The 17,113-nt window shown below is 37.4% G+C and carries 18 protein-coding genes and 1 pseudogene; 18 read left to right on the forward strand and 1 reads right to left on the reverse strand.

The features are described from left to right. Positions 1–135 precede the first annotated feature (135 nt). The 18 genes and pseudogenes from ACXM1Q_RS03625 to ACXM1Q_RS03710 all read left to right on the forward strand — a co-directional run bounded on the left by ACXM1Q_RS03625 (position 136) and on the right by ACXM1Q_RS03710 (position 16,422). Positions 136–879 (forward strand): HipA domain-containing protein, encoded by a 744-nt coding sequence (locus ACXM1Q_RS03625; RefSeq protein WP_458516261.1) that lies wholly within the window; start codon positions 136–138, stop codon positions 877–879. Positions 880–1,172: 293 nt separating this feature from the next. Further along, positions 1,173–2,309 (forward strand): ABC transporter ATP-binding protein, encoded by a 1,137-nt coding sequence (locus ACXM1Q_RS03630; protein ID WP_458516263.1) that lies wholly within the window; start codon positions 1,173–1,175, stop codon positions 2,307–2,309. 18 nt (positions 2,310–2,327) lie between these two features. Continuing rightward, positions 2,328–3,041 (forward strand): N-acetylmannosamine-6-phosphate 2-epimerase, encoded by a 714-nt coding sequence (locus ACXM1Q_RS03635; RefSeq protein WP_458516265.1) that lies wholly within the window; start codon positions 2,328–2,330, stop codon positions 3,039–3,041. Positions 3,042–3,048: 7 nt separating this feature from the next. Further along, positions 3,049–4,359: an ABC transporter substrate-binding protein gene (locus tag ACXM1Q_RS03640; protein WP_458516267.1), complete on the forward strand. Its 1,311-nt coding sequence runs from the start codon at positions 3,049–3,051 to the stop codon at positions 4,357–4,359. 59 nt (positions 4,360–4,418) lie between these two features. Next, positions 4,419–5,306 (forward strand): carbohydrate ABC transporter permease, encoded by an 888-nt coding sequence (locus ACXM1Q_RS03645; protein ID WP_458516269.1) that lies wholly within the window; start codon positions 4,419–4,421, stop codon positions 5,304–5,306. Positions 5,307–5,317: 11 nt separating this feature from the next. Beyond that, positions 5,318–6,145, forward strand: a complete 828-nt coding sequence (locus ACXM1Q_RS03650; protein WP_458516336.1) for a carbohydrate ABC transporter permease — start codon at positions 5,318–5,320, stop codon at positions 6,143–6,145. 4 nt (positions 6,146–6,149) lie between these two features. After that, the gene (locus tag ACXM1Q_RS03655; protein WP_458516271.1) at positions 6,150–6,815 is read left to right on the forward strand and encodes a hypothetical protein; all 666 of its coding nucleotides are present in this window, start codon (positions 6,150–6,152) and stop codon (positions 6,813–6,815) included. Next, complete coding sequence (locus ACXM1Q_RS03660) at positions 6,796–7,710, forward strand: dihydrodipicolinate synthase family protein (protein WP_458516273.1); 915 nt, start codon at positions 6,796–6,798, stop codon at positions 7,708–7,710. Before ACXM1Q_RS03655 ends, ACXM1Q_RS03660 begins: the two co-directional genes overlap by 20 nt. 40 nt (positions 7,711–7,750) lie before the next feature. Continuing rightward, on the forward strand, positions 7,751–8,635 hold the full coding sequence (locus tag ACXM1Q_RS03665; protein WP_458516275.1) for an ROK family protein: 885 nt from the start codon (positions 7,751–7,753) through the stop codon (positions 8,633–8,635). 80 nt (positions 8,636–8,715) lie between these two features. Further along, positions 8,716–9,549 carry a MurR/RpiR family transcriptional regulator gene (locus ACXM1Q_RS03670; protein ID WP_458516277.1) on the forward strand — a complete coding sequence of 278 codons (834 nt, stop codon included), beginning with the start codon at positions 8,716–8,718 and terminating at the stop codon, positions 9,547–9,549. Between the two features lie 613 nt (positions 9,550–10,162). Next, complete coding sequence (locus ACXM1Q_RS03675; RefSeq protein ID WP_458516279.1) at positions 10,163–11,068, forward strand: helix-turn-helix domain-containing protein; 906 nt, start codon at positions 10,163–10,165, stop codon at positions 11,066–11,068. A gap of 234 nt (positions 11,069–11,302) precedes the next feature. Next, positions 11,303–12,135 (forward strand): annotated as a pseudogene (locus ACXM1Q_RS03680) (ABC transporter ATP-binding protein). Between the two features lie 109 nt (positions 12,136–12,244). Beyond that, positions 12,245–12,883 carry an ABC transporter permease gene (locus ACXM1Q_RS03685; protein WP_458516281.1) on the forward strand — a complete coding sequence of 213 codons (639 nt, stop codon included), beginning with the start codon at positions 12,245–12,247 and terminating at the stop codon, positions 12,881–12,883. Between the two features lie 496 nt (positions 12,884–13,379). Next, positions 13,380–13,922, forward strand: coding sequence for a 16S rRNA (guanine(966)-N(2))-methyltransferase RsmD (gene rsmD, locus ACXM1Q_RS03690; protein ID WP_458516283.1), 543 nt, complete (start codon positions 13,380–13,382; stop codon positions 13,920–13,922). Further along, positions 13,909–14,403: a pantetheine-phosphate adenylyltransferase gene (gene coaD / locus ACXM1Q_RS03695; protein ID WP_458516285.1), complete on the forward strand. Its 495-nt coding sequence runs from the start codon at positions 13,909–13,911 to the stop codon at positions 14,401–14,403. The genes rsmD and coaD overlap by 14 nt, the downstream gene beginning before the upstream one ends. After that, positions 14,387–15,442 (forward strand): SepM family pheromone-processing serine protease, encoded by a 1,056-nt coding sequence (locus ACXM1Q_RS03700; RefSeq protein WP_458516287.1) that lies wholly within the window; start codon positions 14,387–14,389, stop codon positions 15,440–15,442. Before coaD ends, ACXM1Q_RS03700 begins: the two co-directional genes overlap by 17 nt. Before the next feature lie 11 nt (positions 15,443–15,453). Then, complete coding sequence (locus tag ACXM1Q_RS03705; RefSeq protein WP_458516289.1) at positions 15,454–15,936, forward strand: YutD family protein; 483 nt, start codon at positions 15,454–15,456, stop codon at positions 15,934–15,936. A 3-nt stretch (positions 15,937–15,939) separates the two neighbouring features. Next, positions 15,940–16,422, forward strand: a complete 483-nt coding sequence (locus tag ACXM1Q_RS03710; RefSeq protein WP_458516291.1) for a VanZ family protein — start codon at positions 15,940–15,942, stop codon at positions 16,420–16,422. Here ACXM1Q_RS03710 and ACXM1Q_RS03715 read toward each other — a convergent pair. Further along, entirely contained in the window at positions 16,396–17,052 is a 657-nt protein-coding gene (locus ACXM1Q_RS03715; protein WP_458516293.1) for a prepilin peptidase, read from the reverse strand. The genes ACXM1Q_RS03710 and ACXM1Q_RS03715 overlap by 27 nt on opposite strands. Positions 17,053–17,113 lie beyond the last annotated feature (61 nt).

The raw sequence follows: 17,113 nt of genomic DNA on the forward strand, positions 1-17,113 counted from the left end.
CTCCAGAATTAAATCCTATTGAAAAAAGCTGGGCTATTTTAAAAAAATCAGTTACAGAATTACTTCGTAAAATGGACTCTATAACTGATGCAATAACATACTATTTAAAAACTAAATGACTATAATCTATCAGACTTGGATAAAAAGAGCCATGCTCGCTATCAATTTCTGATGATTGATGATGGTAAGACAGTTCAATCGGGAACACTGTCTCCACTGTTGACAAAAGAAACCGAAGTAGACTGGGTTCTCGGTGATCCTAGACAACGGGAGCGAAAGGTACTTGTTGATCTGGAGACCTTTGCAGTAAAAATAGTCGATAGTCCACCTTTGGAGCGGTTTCATTACTTGGTCCGGCTCTATTCTTCTTTTGATGGAATTGATGAACCACAGGCACGTGCTTTCTTACGGGATCAAATTGCCTTGGATATTTTGACTTTAAATCAAGATAGGCATACCAATGCTGGAAATTATGCTGTGGTATTTGATGAAGTGACGGGTCATGTTCGTCTCATTAATTATGATTATGGACGTAGCCTGCCCACCCCAGTCCCTTGGTCTGATCGAACAGAAGAGACCTATGTTGATGACTATCTTACAGAAGATATGGAAGATGATATACGAAACAATAGTCGCTTAAAAAACCGCCACCATTCCCTACTGGCTGGCCTAGATTTTGAGACTATTCTTGCTTTTTTGCAGGAAGAGGGATTTCAGCCCTTTCGGCTGAATCGTCCTCAATTTGAACAGGATTGTCAAGACTTTCTACAACAACTGGAAGACCTACAAGTTCCTTTTATAAAATTTGCCCGCCACAAGGTGGCCATGCTCCAAACCATTTTGGATACCGATTGGGGACGAGCTTTGGTGGTTTATTAATCTTAAAAATCCGAATTCTTTCAAACATAGTGAGGAATTCGGATTTTAGTTTTATTGATTGATGATTGTTGTAAAAGCTTTTAGAGATTATATTCTGATCTGTGTTTCTCATGTTCCTTTTATGTCAAGTTTCCGTCAGTTAGTCTGAAAGAACTTTCATTCTTATCCTTAAATAGTGGATTTTTGGAACTATGACCAGAATCTCCGAAAATATTGAAAACGCTTTCTAACGGATATATAATATATTTAGAGGAAAAAATCATTATGGTATGTGTAGCAAGAGGAGGATAGTGATGACAGAGTTACGATTGAATCATTTGTATAAACGTTATCTGAATAGTACTTTTTACTCAGTGGAGGATTTTGATCTACAGATTCAAGATCAGGAATTTATTGTTTTTGTAGGACCATCTGGTTGTGGAAAATCGACAACTTTGAGGATGATTGCTGGTTTAGAGGATATTACAGAAGGGGAGCTTTATATTGGAGATAAGTTAGTCAATGATATTGCTCCTAAAGATCGAGATATTGCTATGGTTTTTCAAAATTATGCTCTTTACCCACATATGACCGTTTATGAAAATATGGCATTTGGTTTAAAATTGCGAAAATATACCAAGGAAGATATTGATCAGCGTGTAAAAGAGGCGGCAGATATTTTAGGACTAAAGGAATTTTTAAATCGTAAACCTGCAGATTTATCTGGTGGTCAGCGTCAAAGGGTTGCCATGGGAAGAGCCATTGTACGTGATGCGAAGGTTTTCTTGATGGATGAGCCATTATCGAATTTGGATGCGAAGTTAAGAGTTTCTATGAGAGCGGAGATTGCTAAAATTCATAAACGGATTGGAGCAACTACAATCTATGTTACGCATGATCAGACAGAAGCGATGACTTTGGCGGATAGAATTGTTATTATGAGTGCTACAAAAAATAAAGAGGGTACAGGAACGATTGGAAAAATTGAGCAAGTTGGGACACCGCAAGAACTTTATAATGAACCTGCAAATATGTTTGTTGCAGGATTTATTGGAAGCCCAGCTATGAACTTCTTTACAGTACGAGTTTCAAATGGAGTTATTTCGGATGACAAACAATTGAAGTTAGCTTTACCTGAGGGGATTGAGAAGATGTTGAAAGCCCAAGGACAATTAGATAAACAGATGATTTTTGGAATTAGACCAGAGGCAATTTCATCTGATCCAATTGCTTTGGATACTTTCAATCAAGCTGTTGTTGAAGCCGAAGTGGTTGTTGCAGAATTGTTGGGAAGTGACTCGATTCTATATTGTAAGGTAGGAGAACAGGAATTTGCAGCACGGGTGGACGCAGCTAATCATGTTGTAGCCGGTCAAAAGGTATCTCTAGCTTTTAATGTGAGTAAAGGGCACTTCTTTGACTTTGAAACAGGTAGTCGTATATCGAACTAGTCAGAAAGGTGGTGAGACATGTTGAGAGATGAAAAAAAAACACTTTTTAAAGAGCAAGTGACTGGAGGAATTATTGTTTCTTGTCAAGCTTTGCCAGGAGAACCATTATATCGAAAGGAAGGGGGAGTTATTCCTTTACTGGCGCGTGCTGCCCAAGAAGGTGGAGCATGTGCTTTAAGAGCGAATAGTGTAAGGGATATTCAGGAAATTAAGAGAGTATCAAATCTCCCCATCATTGGAATTATTAAGCGTGATTATCCTCCGCAGGAACCATTCATTACGGCAACTATGAGAGAGGTAGATGAACTAGCTCAGTTAAATATTGAGGTGATTGCATTAGATTGTACCCATCGGGATCGTCATGATGGACGCCCCTTGCATGAATTTTTAAAGGAAATTCAAGAAAAATATCCAGATCAGTTGTGGATGGCAGATGTGTCCACGTTAGAAGAGGGACGAGCTGCAGCTGAAGCGGGAATTGATTTTATTGGAACTACTTTATCAGGTTACACCTCCTATAGTCGGCAAGAAGATGGTCCTGATTTTGAACTTATCCAACAATTGGTTGAGGACGGATTTGATGTGATTGCTGAAGGTAAAATTCATAGTCCTGAACAAGCAAAGCAAGTTCATGATTTAGGAGTTGTTAGCTTAGTGGTTGGTGGGGCTATTACCCGGCCTAAAGAGATTACGGAACGATTTGTTGCTGCAATTCAAGCAGATAGAAAGTAGGTTGTTTATGAAAATTCAAAAGATATTGGCAGGAGTTGTTACAACATCAGCAGTTATTATTTTAACAGCGTGTGGTTCTTCGGCACAAGGAGGAAAAGATGCAAGTCAGGCAGAAGGAAAAACAGAAATTACTTGGTGGGCTTTCCCTGTCTTTACACAAGAAAAAGCTAGTGATGGTGTAGGAACCTATGAGAAACAATTGATTGAGGCATTTGAAGCTAAGCATCCGGATGTAAAGGTTAATCTTGAGACAATTGATTTTAAGTCTGGACCTGAGAAAATTACAACAGCTATTGAGGCAGGAACAGCTCCAGATGTATTGTTTGATGCCCCAGGTCGGATTATTCAGTATGGTAAAAATGGAAAATTGGAAAATTTAAATGATCTGTTTACCAAGGAGTTTGAGGCAGATATTGCAACGCCAGAGATTCTTCAGGCTAGTAAAGCTGGAGATACAGCTTATATGTATCCAATTAGCTCAGCTCCATTTTATATGGCCTTTAATAAAGAAATGTTGACAGAGGCGGGGGTTTTAGATTTAGTAAAAGAAGGTTGGACAACGGATGACTTTGAAAAAGTTCTGAAAGCTTTAAAAGAGAAAGGCTATCAACCGGGATCCTTATTCAGTAATGGTCAAGGTGGAGATCAAGGAACACGAGCTTTTCTAGCTAATATTGGTGGAGGTTCTGTGACTGATCCAGAAGTGACTCGTTATACAACAGACAGTCCAGAATTTGTTAAGGCTTTGGAGACAGCTCAAAACTGGTTAGATAAGGGATATTTGGCAAATGGATCTCAATTTGATGGGGGAACAGATATTCAGAACTTTGCGAATGGGCAAACTTCCTATACTCTTTTGTGGACACCAGCACAACAAGGAATTCAAGAGAAATTGCTAAAAGCAAGTGGGGTAGAGGTGGTTGAAATTCCATTCCCAGCTCCAAAAGGGCAACCATCTTTGGAATATCTCGTGAATGGTTTTGCTGTCTTTAAAAATGGAGATTCTCAAAAAGTTAAATACGCTAAGGAATTTGTGCAGTTTATCGCAGATGATAAGGAATGGGGCCCTAAGAATGTTGTTCGAACAGGAGCATTCCCAGTTCGTGTCTCTTATGGAAAACTATATGAAGATGAGAGAATGGACCGCATTAGTTCATGGACACAGTATTATTCACCATATTACAATACAATAGATGGTTTTGCAGAAATGCGTACACTTTGGTTCCCAATGCTGCAAGCTGTGTCAAATGGAGATGAGAAGCCTGCTCAAGCTTTGAAAGACTTTACGAAGAAAGCAAATGAAACTATTCATGAATAGTGGTTATTGATATCCTCTCCTCACAGTGAGGAGAGGACATTTTTGAAGGGAGGCTACTTGTGAAATTATCGAAACTTCGTCTGCAGGAGACGCTTGTTGCCTACAGTTTTCTTGCTCCAATTTTATTGTTCTTTATTTGTTTTGTACTGGCGCCGATGATTATGGGGTTTGTAACAAGTTTTTTTGATTATTCAATGACACGATTTGAATTTATTGGATTTGCAAACTATGCTCGTTTATTTCAAGATTCTGTTTTTTTGAAATCTTTGGTGAATACATTATTAATTGTAATTGGTTCAGTACCTATTGTAGTATTCTTTTCATTATTTGTTGCTTCGCAAACATATCAGCAGCATGTCATTACCCGTTCTTTTTATCGATTTGTTTTTTTCTTACCAGTCGTGACCGGGAGTGTTGCAGTTACCGTTGTATGGAAGTGGATTTATGATCCTCTATCAGGTATTTTAAATTTCGTATTGAAATCATCCCATCTTATTGAACAAAATATTTCCTGGCTAGGAGATAAACAGTGGGCTTTATTAGCCATTATTATCATTTTATTAACGACATCTGTTGGTCAGCCGATTATTTTATACATTGCAGCGATGGGAAATATTGATAACTCTTTAGTTGAAGCGGCTAGAGTAGATGGTGCAACAGAATCTCAAGTTTTTTGGAATGTGAAATGGCCTAGCTTGCTTCCGACAACTTTGTATATTGCGATTATTACAACCATTAATTCATTTCAGTGTTTTGCTTTGATACAATTGCTAACTTCTGGAGGTCCTAATTATGCAACTAGTACCTTAATGTATTATTTATACGAAAAAGCTTTTCAATTAACAGAGTATGGTTATGCAAATACAATTGGTGTTATTTTAGCTCTAATCATTGCTCTTGTCAGCTTTGTTCAGTTAAGATTATTTGGAAATGAAGTGGATTATTAGGAGGAATGAAGATGAAGAATCGTATAAATGTATTTAAGATTTCCTCGACTGTTGTATTGTTAGCTTTAACTTTATTTTTTATTTTTCCTTTTTATTGGATTTTAACGGGTGCTTTTAAAGCACAGCCAGATACGATTGTAATACCTCCACAATGGTGGCCTGCACAACCTACTTGGGAAAATTTTGAACAGTTACTTATTCAAAATCCTGCTGTTCGCTGGCTATGGAATTCCATTTTTATATCTGCAGCTACAATGTTATTAGTTTGTGTAACATCATCATTGGCAGGATATGTATTGGCTAAAAAACGTTTTTATGGACAGAAATGGTTATTTCTTTTATTTGTTGCCTCAATGGCATTACCAAAGCAGGTTATTCTGGTTCCCTTAGTACGAATTGTCAATTTCCTAGGAATTCATGATAGTTTGGCAGCTGTAATTTTACCCTTAGTTGGCTGGCCTTTTGGAGTTTTTCTAATGAAGCAATTTAGTGAAAACATCCCAACAGAATTGCTTGAATCAGCTAAAATTGATGGTTGTGGTGAGTTATCGACTTTTTGGAATGTAGCTTTTCCAATTGTGAAGCCAGGTTTTGCAGCCCTAGCCATTTTTACCTTCATCAATACCTGGAATGACTATTTTATGCAACTTGTAATGTTAACTTCTAGAGAAAATTTGACAATTTCTTTGGGAGTTGCTACGATGCAGGCGGAGATGGCTACAAATTATGGAGTCATTATGGCAGGAGCAGCTTTAGCTTCTGTACCTATTGTAGTAGTTTTCCTTGTATTCCAGAAATCTTTTACACAAGGGATTACAATGGGTGCTGTGAAAGGATGATGGCATGAATCGGAAAACATGGACAGGTCTTTTTCGTTTAGATCATTGGTGGTGGCTGCGAGCTAATCAAATTTTTCATATGTTATTATTAAATTTTTGTTGGCTTTTAGGATCTTTACCAATCATTACTTGGGGAATTACCCGTCTTGCTTTAGTAAGAAGTTTACAAACATGGAATCCTCAGGAAATAACAGAAGTATGGAATCCTTTTTTATCAATGGCTAGAGAGAGATGGAGACGGGGATTCTTATTAGGAGGACTTGATCTATTTCTTCGATTGCTTTGTATAGGATGTTTTTGGATTGTGTTGCCGCAAACAGCTCCTATTTTTCTTCTATGGAAAATTACATTAATACCAATTTACTTATGGATAGATTTATTTTTCTTTTATGCCTATCCTTTAGTAGCTATGGGATTTTGGGGGTGGTATCCTATATGTAGGCAGATTACAGAGCAATTGGTAAGGTATCCTGTACGAAATATAGTGTTGTTAAGTATCCCGTTTTTAGTGGCTTTTTGCTGCTTGAGTCACGGAGTTAGTCTAGTTCTCTATATATTCTTTCAATGTACAATTGGACAAGTTTTATGGGCTTGGCTACAGGTATGGGCTACGGGAAATATAGTATTAGGTGAGAATGGAGAAAGCTTGAATGAGTTTGTTAAAATATAAAGGAATTATTCCTGCTTTATATGCTTGCTATGATGAACAGGGGGAAGTAGATTCAGTAAGAGTTCAAAACCTAGTTAGATATTATATGCAGCAAGGAGTCCGAGGAATTTATGTTAATGGTTCCTCTGGAGAATGTATTTACCAAAGTGTGGATGATCGAAAAAAAATCATCGAAGCTGTTATGGAAGTAGCAGATTCTTCTTTAACAGTTATTAATCATGTTGCTTGTAACAATACTAAAGATAGTGTAGAGTTGGCAAAACATTCTGAAAAACTCGGAGTAGATGCTATTGCAGCTATTCCACCGATTTATTTTAAATTATCAGAAGAAGCTATTGCAGTTTATTGGAATACTATTAGTAAGGCAGCAGCAAAAACTGATTTTATTTTATATAATATTCCGCAGTTAGCAGGTGTGGCTTTAACTAAAAATTTGTATGAGAGAATGTTAGAAAATCCTTGTGTGATAGGTGTGAAAAATTCTTCTTTATCTGTTCAAGATATTCAGTTGTTTTCTCAAATAGGGGGAGAAGGAAGAATTGTTTTTAACGGACCAGATGAGCAATATTTGGCTGGTAGAGTGATGGGGGCTGAAGCAGGAATTGGTGGTACTTATGGGCTTATGCCAGATTTATTTGTGAAATTAGAATCTTTGATTCGAGGTAACCAGTTAGTAGAAGCTAGAGTATTGCAGGAAAAGATTAATGAAGTGATTACATTATTAACCAGTGGTAGAAGTCATTTATATGCTTTAGCTAAGGAGATTCTATTTCGTAAAGAGGGTTTACGATTAGGTACTGTGAGAGAGCCGCTTCCTCCTTTTCAGAAGGAAGATGAGAACTTGGTAAATCAGATAATTACATTACTTCTAGAAATTGAATCCACGTTGTTATAGTGAAAACATCTATAGAATTTTATTTGAAGGAGAGGCCATCATGCAAATTATAGGGATTGATATAGGTGGGACAACGATTAAAGCAGATATTTATGATGATCAAGGAAAATCTCATGGGGCTTTTAGGGAAGAAAAAACAGAGATTGATAAGGAGAAGGGGACGAATGGGATTGTTAGACAAATTCTTGGAATAGTAGCAGATTACCAAAAGAGCATTCGATTAGATGGTATTGCTATTTCAACAGCAGGAGTTGTAGATTCTAATAAAAAGGAAATTCTTTATGCTGGACCTAGCATCCCAGCTTATCAAGGAGTTAACTTTTGTAAAGAGATAGGAGAGAAGCTTGGACTTCCTGTTACGGTTGAGAATGATGTTAATTGTGCGGTTTTAGCAGAAGCTTGGTTGGGGGAAGCTAAAGGGAAAAAGGATGTGGTCATGGTGACTATAGGTACTGGAATTGGTGGTGGTATTCTTCAGTCTGGTCATTTGGTAAGAGGTGCTACATTTATGGGAGGAGAAATAGGCTATCTTCCAGTAGGAGATCTAACTTGGCAGGACTTAGCATCTACTAGTGCACTGGTTCAGAATTATGAAATGCGCATGGGTATGGAAGGGTTAGATGGGAAAGATATATGTCATGCTGTCGATCAGGAGGATTCTGAAGCTTTAGCAGTGTTTGATGAGTTTATAAATCATTTAGCGACAGGGTTGTTAATATTATCTTATTCACTAAATCCAGAGATTTTGTTAATTGGTGGTGGTATTTCAGTTCGCTCTGACTTAATCTTACCGCGTCTGAAAAAAGTAATGAGAGATAGAATCCAAAACGTTCGTTTTCTCCCATCTGTGATTACGAAAGCTTCTTTGGGAAATGAAGCTGGTCGTTTAGGTGCCGTTAAGCACTTTCTTAATTGCTATGAGTAGAATAGGGTGATTTGAGGACAAATAATTGAAAACGCTTTATTTTTTCTCTATACTAAGTATATGAGGGAGGGAGGAAGCGTGTGAAATATTTACCCATAAAAAGAATGATTGAACTTCATTATGATGAATTGACAAATACAGAACAGGATATTGCTGATTTTTTTCTGGACTCCAAACAATCATTAAAATTTTTACGAGCTCAGTGCTTAGCGAAGCACTTACATGTTTCAGAATCTAGCTTGACACGATTCGCTCAAAAATGTGGTTTCTCAGGTTATCGTGAATTTATTTATCAACTGAAGGAACAGCAAGAACAGATGGAAGCTACCTTTAATCCCACGTTATCGGTTACAACGATGCGAATTTTATCAGATTATGAACAGATTCTTGATGCTAGTCAGTCCTTATTATCGGAAGTTCAAATTGATTGGATGATTCATCACTTGGAACAAGCGAAACGAGTTTATTTTTATGGAAAAGGCTTCTCGGGATTAGTTGCTAGAGAATTTAGCATCCGTTTTTTACGTTTAGGGCTTGTAGCGGAGGCTATTATACATGATGATATGCTTCACTGGGTAGACGGAATCATTGATAAAAGTTGTTTGGTGATTGGTTTGTCTGTTTCTGGTGAGACAAAATCGGTTCGTTTAGCTTTAGAAAAGGCTAAAAAGAAAGGAGCTAGTACCTGTTTAATGACAACTCAATATCATCAGTTGGATTATGTTGATTGTTTTTTTAGAGTGGCTTCGACACGTCATTTGAATTATGGGAATCGTATTTCTCCCCAATTACCATTGTCTATTGCTTTAGATGTTGTGTTTGCTTATTTTTTGGAATATGGAGAAAGAGAAAAAAAGCAAGCTTTGTATGAGCGTTCTCTTATTCCTAGCAATGATCAGTTTTTAGATATGTAAAGTATAATAGATTTATTTTTTTAAGAGAATACTTTTAAAAGTTATACAAATTTTGAACATAAGAATTTATTGCCTATTTGTCAAGGTCTGTGGAGTTTTTGGAAATTGGCAGTGTACGAGTCTTAGTATAGCCCCTTTTTCTCTATGAGGAGGGGCTTTTTAGTTAAGTGAGCAATGTAATCGCTTTTTGTGCAACCCAACGTCAACGTTTTAATGGGAGAACCATTCCAGAATTTTTTTAGTCTATTACAGGAAAAATTTCGAGATCATTTATGGCAACTTTGGAAGAAGGGCGGGAGTGCAAGCATCTCAAAGCTAGTGCAGATTTTATGAGAACAACTTTATCCGATCATAGCTCTTATATTCTAGATTTATTGGAAGTTGGAATCGGCGTCAGTGCTGAGGGCAGGATACATACTCCATAGGAGCCAAATTGATTCAGATACGTGACCGATGTAAATAACCCAGCGATTTGTGGAGGAATTAGAGAAATTCTAAAAGTAGCGAAAAGATTTTTTACTTGAGAAAAATGAGGTTTGCATCTGTCAAACGGGATACTCTTAAAAACTACGTTGTATATGCTATAATGAATTTAGGGAGATGAAAGTAGTATATGACGAAAGATAGAGATATAGAACTAAAGAAGAAAATTGGGAATAAGATTCGTAGCCTTCGACTCAATAAAGATTTGACACAAGCGGATGTTTGTGGAGACGAAGCTGAATTAACAATTAGACAGCTGGCTCGGATTGAGAATGGCTACGTTTTTCCATCCCTTTCGAAATTAGTCTTTTTAGCTCAAAAATTGAAGGTTCCTGTTCAACAAATCGTAGCTGTAGAAGAAATTGAAATCCCTAAGCGTTATTTGGAATTAAAGCACAAATTAGTCCACTCACATACCTACGGGGATGAGAAACGCATGTCTCTCCATCAGGAGATGTTTGATGAAATTTATGAAAACTTTTACGATAGTCTTCCGGAAGATGAACAGTTGTTGGTCGAAGTTTTACAAGTTCAGTTAGATGTCTATGGTAGTAAAGATGTGACCTTCGCTCTCAGCTTACTTGAAGAATATTTTCACCAAATTTTGAAAAAGAAGAAATATAGTTATAATGATCTTTTGATTATAAATTTATATTTCTTTTGTTGTGCTATTGGTTTAGAAGATAAAAGCTACTTTGATGAGTTAGCTCAAAAAGTGATAGAGTATATCGATTACAGTAATACTGAGCGGATCTATCTATTGGAGAGAATTTTGTTGGGAATCTTGGTGCAAGTAAACTCTGAGGATTATTTAACGTATACAAAGGTGTTTCGTGAAATTACTGAAAGTATAAATAGTTTTCAACACAAGCCTCTTATATATACATTCGAAGCTAAGTATTACTTACAAGTCGAGGGAGATCACGAGAAATGTGAATTATCTTATAATAAGGCGATTGAGTTTGCGAAAATGCTCAATGATGATGTATTGGTCGAGAATCTCATAAAAGAAAAAGAAACGGATTTAGTAACCTGACATTTATGTCATGTTACTTTTTTGATGTTTCAGTTACAATAGAACTATAAAGAAAGCGATTACAACTCTTGGAAATGAGTGATAAATGATGTTACTGGCCACAGCTCTTTTATCAACAATGTTTTGGCTATTTAAATAGTAAGTTTGGATAAAGCAAACAATAGATGGCGAATTTTTGAATTATAAATTCTGAATAACTGATATGTAATTTGATTAGAAAGTGAGGTTTCCAGTATGACTACCATTATTACTTCAAAAAATATTGTTAAGAAATTTGGTACAAAAGTTGCCCTAAATAAGATAAGTTTTGATATCCATGAAGGAGAGATATTTGGTTTTTTGGGTCCATCAGGTTCGGGAAAAACAACCATGATCAATATTCTGACCGGTCAACTACTGCAAGATGCTGGGAACGCTCAGTTATTTGGAAAACATTCACATACATTATTACCTTTGGATCTTGAAAAGATTGGTATTGTAAGTGATAAGAGTGGTTTTTATGAAAAACTCTCACTTGAAAAAATCTCTTGCTTTATGCGAAATTACATGGAGTTCATAAAGGAAAGGTTCAGGATTTACTGGAAGCAGTAGGCTTACTAGAAAGTAAGGCTGTCTTGGCAGAAGATTTATCCACAGGTATGAAGCAACGGATGTTGTTAGCGCGTGCTCTTATCAATCAACCTAAAGCTTTATTTTTAGATGAACCAACTAGCGGCTTAGATCCCACTACTTCAAAGTCTATTCATGACTTACTTCTTCGTTTAAAGGAGAATGGTACAGCTATCTTTTTAACAACTCATGATATGCATGAAGCAACTTTACTGTGTGATCATTTAGCTTTACTGAATCAAGGGAAACTAATTGAAAAAGGGAAACCAGCTGATATTATTCAAAAATACAATGTTAATAAGCGTTTACGAGTGACATACCTAGATTATCAAGAGGAAATTATTTCTTTCTCAGATTTAGTGAATCTCGATACAGGGAATGTGATTGCGATTCATTCTTGTGAACCGACTTTGGAAGATATTTTTATCAAGTTAACGGGGGAAAAACTAAATGTTTAATCGATTGAAAGCTTTGATTTGGCTAAGAAGCCAAGTTATTATTAGCAATAAAAACGTACTAGTTTAAGTGTTAATGCCCTACGGTTTACTTTTTCTTTATAAAAATTTCATGAATTTAGATGAATCACAAGGGCTTGATTTAATGTTTATTTGTCTCTCAACAGCGATTGCGATGTCTGTAGGTAGTACTGTTTCCACAATGATTGCAGAGGAAAAAGAAAAGAACAATTTAAAAACACTTTTGTTGAGTGGAGTACATCCTCTAGAATATTTACTTTCAGTTTTGTTATATCCTATATTAATCGTTATTATCAATATGATTTTATTTCCAATTTTGGCAGATGCTGATATTTCCACAATGTATGTGGAGTATGGAGTAGTGGTTATGTTCACCGCAATGGTGGTTATCTTACTAAACCTTTATATAGCAGCTGTCTCAGCAACTCAATCAAAAGCTCAAATGAATGGACTACCAATTATGTTGATGATTGCAATGGGACCTATCCTATCTCAAATGAATGATGATGTGGCAGAATTTATTCAGTATACATTTCTGGGAGCTTATACAGATTTATTTACCAAATCTGATTTTAGCTTGAAAAGTAGTTCCTTTCATGTGCTAATTATTTGGGTTCTTGGATTAATAGCTCTCACATTTATTGCCCTTAATTTTAATAAACATTCGAAATTAAAGAGTGAGTTTATAAAATTGAGAAGAGTTGAAAGAATAGAGGAGAAAAACGTTTAGATACATCAGTATTCCAGCTTGACGGATTGGATGGCATTGGTTTTTATGAAATATTTGGTCGTTTTTAGATTAGATAGCTAATTTAATGTAGAAAAGGGGAACAATGTGGCAGGAGCATTTCCTATAGTTTTTGCTGTTGGTATATACGATTATTGTAAGTAAATAATCTTTCCAAAACAGAAAGTGGAGTATCTATGATGCTAATCTTTGTTGCGGGTGGAGGTCTTGTAGCTACTTATTTTTTAGGCCTTATAGAAGTTGGATTTGTAGGGGCTTGGATTCTGAAGCATTAAAGGGCTTTAAAATTTTATTTAGAAAATGATCGGATTTTTAATTTTCTATCCTATTACGATTAAGGTAAGCACGAAATTATTAGTATTTGGCTAATCTCCTCTGAAATTTTCTAAGGGAACCGTCTTCAATGTAGGCGGTTTTTCTTTGTTCAGTTGACGGTGGATATTGTAAAAAACAGATAAAATGGAGTATAATAACAGATATGAGAGTAGTAGCAGGAAAGTATGGTGGGCGACCACTTAAGACCCTGGCTGGGCAAACAACTCGGCCGACAACAGATAAGGTAAAAGGGGCCATTTTCAGTATGATCGGTCCCTATTTTGATGGGGGCCGGGTTTTGGATTTGTATGCCGGTTCGGGCTCTTTAGCCATTGAAGCTATTTCACGTGGGATGGATCAGGCTGTCCTTGTTGAAAAGGATCGTCGTGCTCAGGCTATAGTAGCAGCCAATATTGAGATGACCAAGGAGGCTTCTCGTTTTCAGTTGCTGAAGATGGAGGCTAAGCGTGCCTTAGTTCAGCTGAACCAGTCCTTTGATTTGGTCTTATTGGATCCTCCCTATGCCAAGGAGACCATTGTGCAGACAGTTTTAGAGTTAGAACAGCGGGAACTCCTGGCTTCTGGTGCTCTAATTGTTTGTGAAACAGATAAGGGAGTTGATCTTCCTGATTCCATAGGAGCGAATTATAAGTGGAAAGAGAAAGTCTACGGAATTTCAAAGGTAACCATTTATGAAAGTCAATAAAGGGTTATATGCTGGTTCGTTCGATCCTCTAACCAAGGGACATATGGATATCATAGGACGAGCTGCTGCTTTGGTAGAGGTCCTTTATGTAGGAATTTTTGTGAATCCGAATAAGGCAGGATTTTTTACGATGGAAGAACGATTCCAAGTTCTACAAGAGTCTTTGGATAATTTCCCTAATGTAGAAATTATTCTTGTTGAAGATCGACTTTTGGCGGATGTTGCGAGAGAGTTAGAAATCGATGTTCTTTTCCGAGGTTTACGAAATTCAGAGGATTTTGGTTATGAGGCCAATATGGATTATTTTAATCGCCGCTTGACACAGGGACTTGAAACCCTTTATTTGATGGCTAAACCCGATTTGGCTCCTATTAGCTCTAGTCGTATGCGGGAACTGATTCATTTTAAGCGAGATATTTCAGATTATGTACCGACCCCGGTGCTTGGAATGGTGTTGAAGAAATATGAAAACGAAAAATAAATATAGGAAACTTTGGCTACTCCCTTTATTACTTGTAGGCTTACTGATTGTCTCCTTTTGGATTCCGCTACCTTACTATATTGAGGTTCCGGGTGGCTCAGATGCTGTTAGCTCTGTTTTACGGGTAAACAAGGAAGAAGATCAAGCGGATGGAGAATACCAGTTTGTGACGATTGGGGTGATTCGAGCCAACCTCCCCTTAATGCTATATGCGGGTCTTACCCCTTATACGGATATCATTCCAGCAGCCGATTTGACGGGTGGTGCTAGTGATGAAGAGTATCAACGGATTAATCAATTTTATATGCAAACGTCTCAAAATTTCGCCAAATATCAAGGTTTAACCAAGGCTAAAAAAGAGATTGACATGAAGTTTTTAGGGGTTTATGTTTTGAGTCTGACGGAGGATTCCACTTTTAAAAATATTCTGCATCTCGGTGATACGGTGACTGGTGTTAATGGTAAAACTTTCAAAAGTTCTCAAGAGTTGATTGATTATGTTGGTAAATTGAAAATTGGCGATGAAGTTAGCGTAGAGTTTGAAGATCAGGGAGACAAACGTTCTGAACAGGGGAAAATTATTAAGCTAGAGAATGGAAAAAATGGAATTGGGATTGGTCTGATTGACCGGACAGAGGTTCAAAGTGATATCCCTATTGAATTTTCAACCGAAGGTATTGGAGGTCCTAGTGCTGGACTGATGTTCTCTTTAGCGATTTATACTCAACTTGCAGATCCAGACTTACGTGATGGACGTGTTATTGCAGGAACAGGTACCATTAGTGAGGATGGGAAGGTTGGTGAGATTGGTGGAGCAGATAAGAAAGTAGTTGCGGCTCATGAAGCAGGTGCCGAAATCTTCTTTGTTCCAGACAATCCCCTAACAGACGAAGAAAAGAAGGCTAATCCGGAGGCCAAATCCAATGCGGAAGAAGCCAAGGAAACCGCTAAGGAATTAGGGACATCTATGAAGATTGTTCCTGTTAAAACTCTCGATGATGCTATCAAGTATTTAGAAGATACCAAAGGGAAGGACTAAAGGAGGAGCTTATGCGTAAGGATATTGATCCAGAACTCTATAATTACAATCGCTTTCCAGGACCTCAGTTTATAAGGAGAGGAGATCTTGTAGAAGCGGATGAATTATTGTTTACGCTGTTGACGGACCATAAAGCTGCTTTTGATCCGGAACGCTTTAGTCAACGATTTTCTCATTTATTATTGAAATTTGATTTTATCGTCGGAGATTGGAGTAATGATCAATTGCGCTTGAAAGGATTTTATCGTGATAAGCGAGCAGATCAGGGGTGGTCTAAGATTTCTCGGTTGGAAGATTATCTATTGGAATACTGTAGTTTTGGGGCACCCTATTTTGTACTAGAAAATGCCCATCCTGTTTATCCATCCAAATCCAAAAAAAAGCCAAGGGAATGGCGGGATAAGCGGTCACAGGCCCAAAAGGATTCTTACCGACCTCGGAAAAAAACAGGTAATCGTCACTTCTCCATTCGTAAAAAACAGGAAGGTGGATAATCTGTGAGCAAGCTTCTGCAGTCGCGGATATTTTGGATTTGGTTAGTGATAGTCTATGCTGTGGTCATCCTAATAGTTTGTTTTAGTCCACAAAATCCGAATCCAGCTTTACCTACACCGGGTGTCTTTTATCGGGAGCGATTAGCTTTTCTATTTATTCCCTTCAACAGTTTTTGGAATTTAGGTCAGGCTACCAGCTTACTACATGCTGTCAAGATTATTGTCCAAAATATCATGAATGTTTTTTTACTCTATCCCCTAGTGTTGGGATGTTTAATCTTGAAGCCTTTCCTAAGAACAGCTAAAGGAGCGTTACTCTTAGGATTCTTATTTTCTTTGTCCATTGAGTTGCCCCAGTTGTTGGTGGATTATCTTTGGGATTTTAACCGAGTCTTTGAGATTGATGATCTCTGGACCAATACGCTTGGTGCTTACCTAGCCTATCGAACGTATTTATTTTTAGATGAAAGAAAAATGAGACCATAATAACCAAATCAGGCAGGCATCATGTAAAAAGGGAAGAAAGGGCAAAGCTCCCTTTCTTTTTTTGCTCCAATAATCGATTAAAGCGAGACAGGAAGCAAGTTGGAGGATGATAAGCAAGGCATTGAGGGGAAGTAGTAGGCTTAGACTTGCTAGATAGGCCCAGTCACCTGCCCCTATCCCCCAAGGGAAGATATAAAAAATGAGCATGCAGAGGAGGAAGAAAGGGGAATACTGCAGTCCTAGTATTAGGGTTAGGAAACAGTGAGGGATACTCCAGAAGCAAAGGGGAAAGGAGCAGGACTTACGATCGAAGTGACTGAGCATAAGACTCATAAATAGGAAGAGAGTCCAGGAAGGGCTTAGCCAGTTTTGCCAACACGAGTAGGCTAAGATTCCCCCTTGTATTTCATTTGCTAGATTGGATAAGGGAATTGCTGACTGACAGTTACGGCAGTTTCCTCGTAGGTAGATGTAGGAAAGGATGGGGATTAAGTCCCACCAGTTTAAGGGAGTCATACAGGTCTGGCAATGGCTAGGAGGATAGAGGATAGACTTGGGATAGCGATCGGCCCAAGCGGTTAAAAAAGAAGCTATACTGCTACCCAGGATGAAGATTACGAAACTTGTCATATTTCTTTATTCGAAAAGTACCAGCAAATCTTGCGAGGGGGATTAAATTATAGTAGACTAA

This window comes from Streptococcus sp. 10F2 (assembly GCF_054331515.2).

Coding starts and splice junctions, on each gene's coding strand:
- ACXM1Q_RS03630 (WP_458516263.1), top strand. CDS start 1,173: ATGACAGAGTTACGATTGAATCATTTGTATAAACGTTATCTGAATAGT.
- ACXM1Q_RS03635 (WP_458516265.1), top strand. CDS start 2,328: ATGTTGAGAGATGAAAAAAAAACACTTTTTAAAGAGCAAGTGACTGGA.
- ACXM1Q_RS03640 (WP_458516267.1), top strand. CDS start 3,049: ATGAAAATTCAAAAGATATTGGCAGGAGTTGTTACAACATCAGCAGTT.
- ACXM1Q_RS03650 (WP_458516336.1), top strand. CDS start 5,318: ATGAAGAATCGTATAAATGTATTTAAGATTTCCTCGACTGTTGTATTG.
- ACXM1Q_RS03655 (WP_458516271.1), top strand. CDS start 6,150: ATGAATCGGAAAACATGGACAGGTCTTTTTCGTTTAGATCATTGGTGG.
- ACXM1Q_RS03660 (WP_458516273.1), top strand. CDS start 6,796: ATGAGTTTGTTAAAATATAAAGGAATTATTCCTGCTTTATATGCTTGC.
- ACXM1Q_RS03665 (WP_458516275.1), top strand. CDS start 7,751: ATGCAAATTATAGGGATTGATATAGGTGGGACAACGATTAAAGCAGAT.
- ACXM1Q_RS03675 (WP_458516279.1), top strand. CDS start 10,163: ATGACGAAAGATAGAGATATAGAACTAAAGAAGAAAATTGGGAATAAG.
- ACXM1Q_RS03685 (WP_458516281.1), top strand. CDS start 12,245: ATGAATTTAGATGAATCACAAGGGCTTGATTTAATGTTTATTTGTCTC.
- rsmD (WP_458516283.1), top strand. CDS start 13,380: ATGAGAGTAGTAGCAGGAAAGTATGGTGGGCGACCACTTAAGACCCTG.
- coaD (WP_458516285.1), top strand. CDS start 13,909: ATGAAAGTCAATAAAGGGTTATATGCTGGTTCGTTCGATCCTCTAACC.
- ACXM1Q_RS03700 (WP_458516287.1), top strand. CDS start 14,387: ATGAAAACGAAAAATAAATATAGGAAACTTTGGCTACTCCCTTTATTA.
- ACXM1Q_RS03705 (WP_458516289.1), top strand. CDS start 15,454: ATGCGTAAGGATATTGATCCAGAACTCTATAATTACAATCGCTTTCCA.
- ACXM1Q_RS03715 (WP_458516293.1), bottom strand. CDS start 17,052: ATGACAAGTTTCGTAATCTTCATCCTGGGTAGCAGTATAGCTTCTTTT.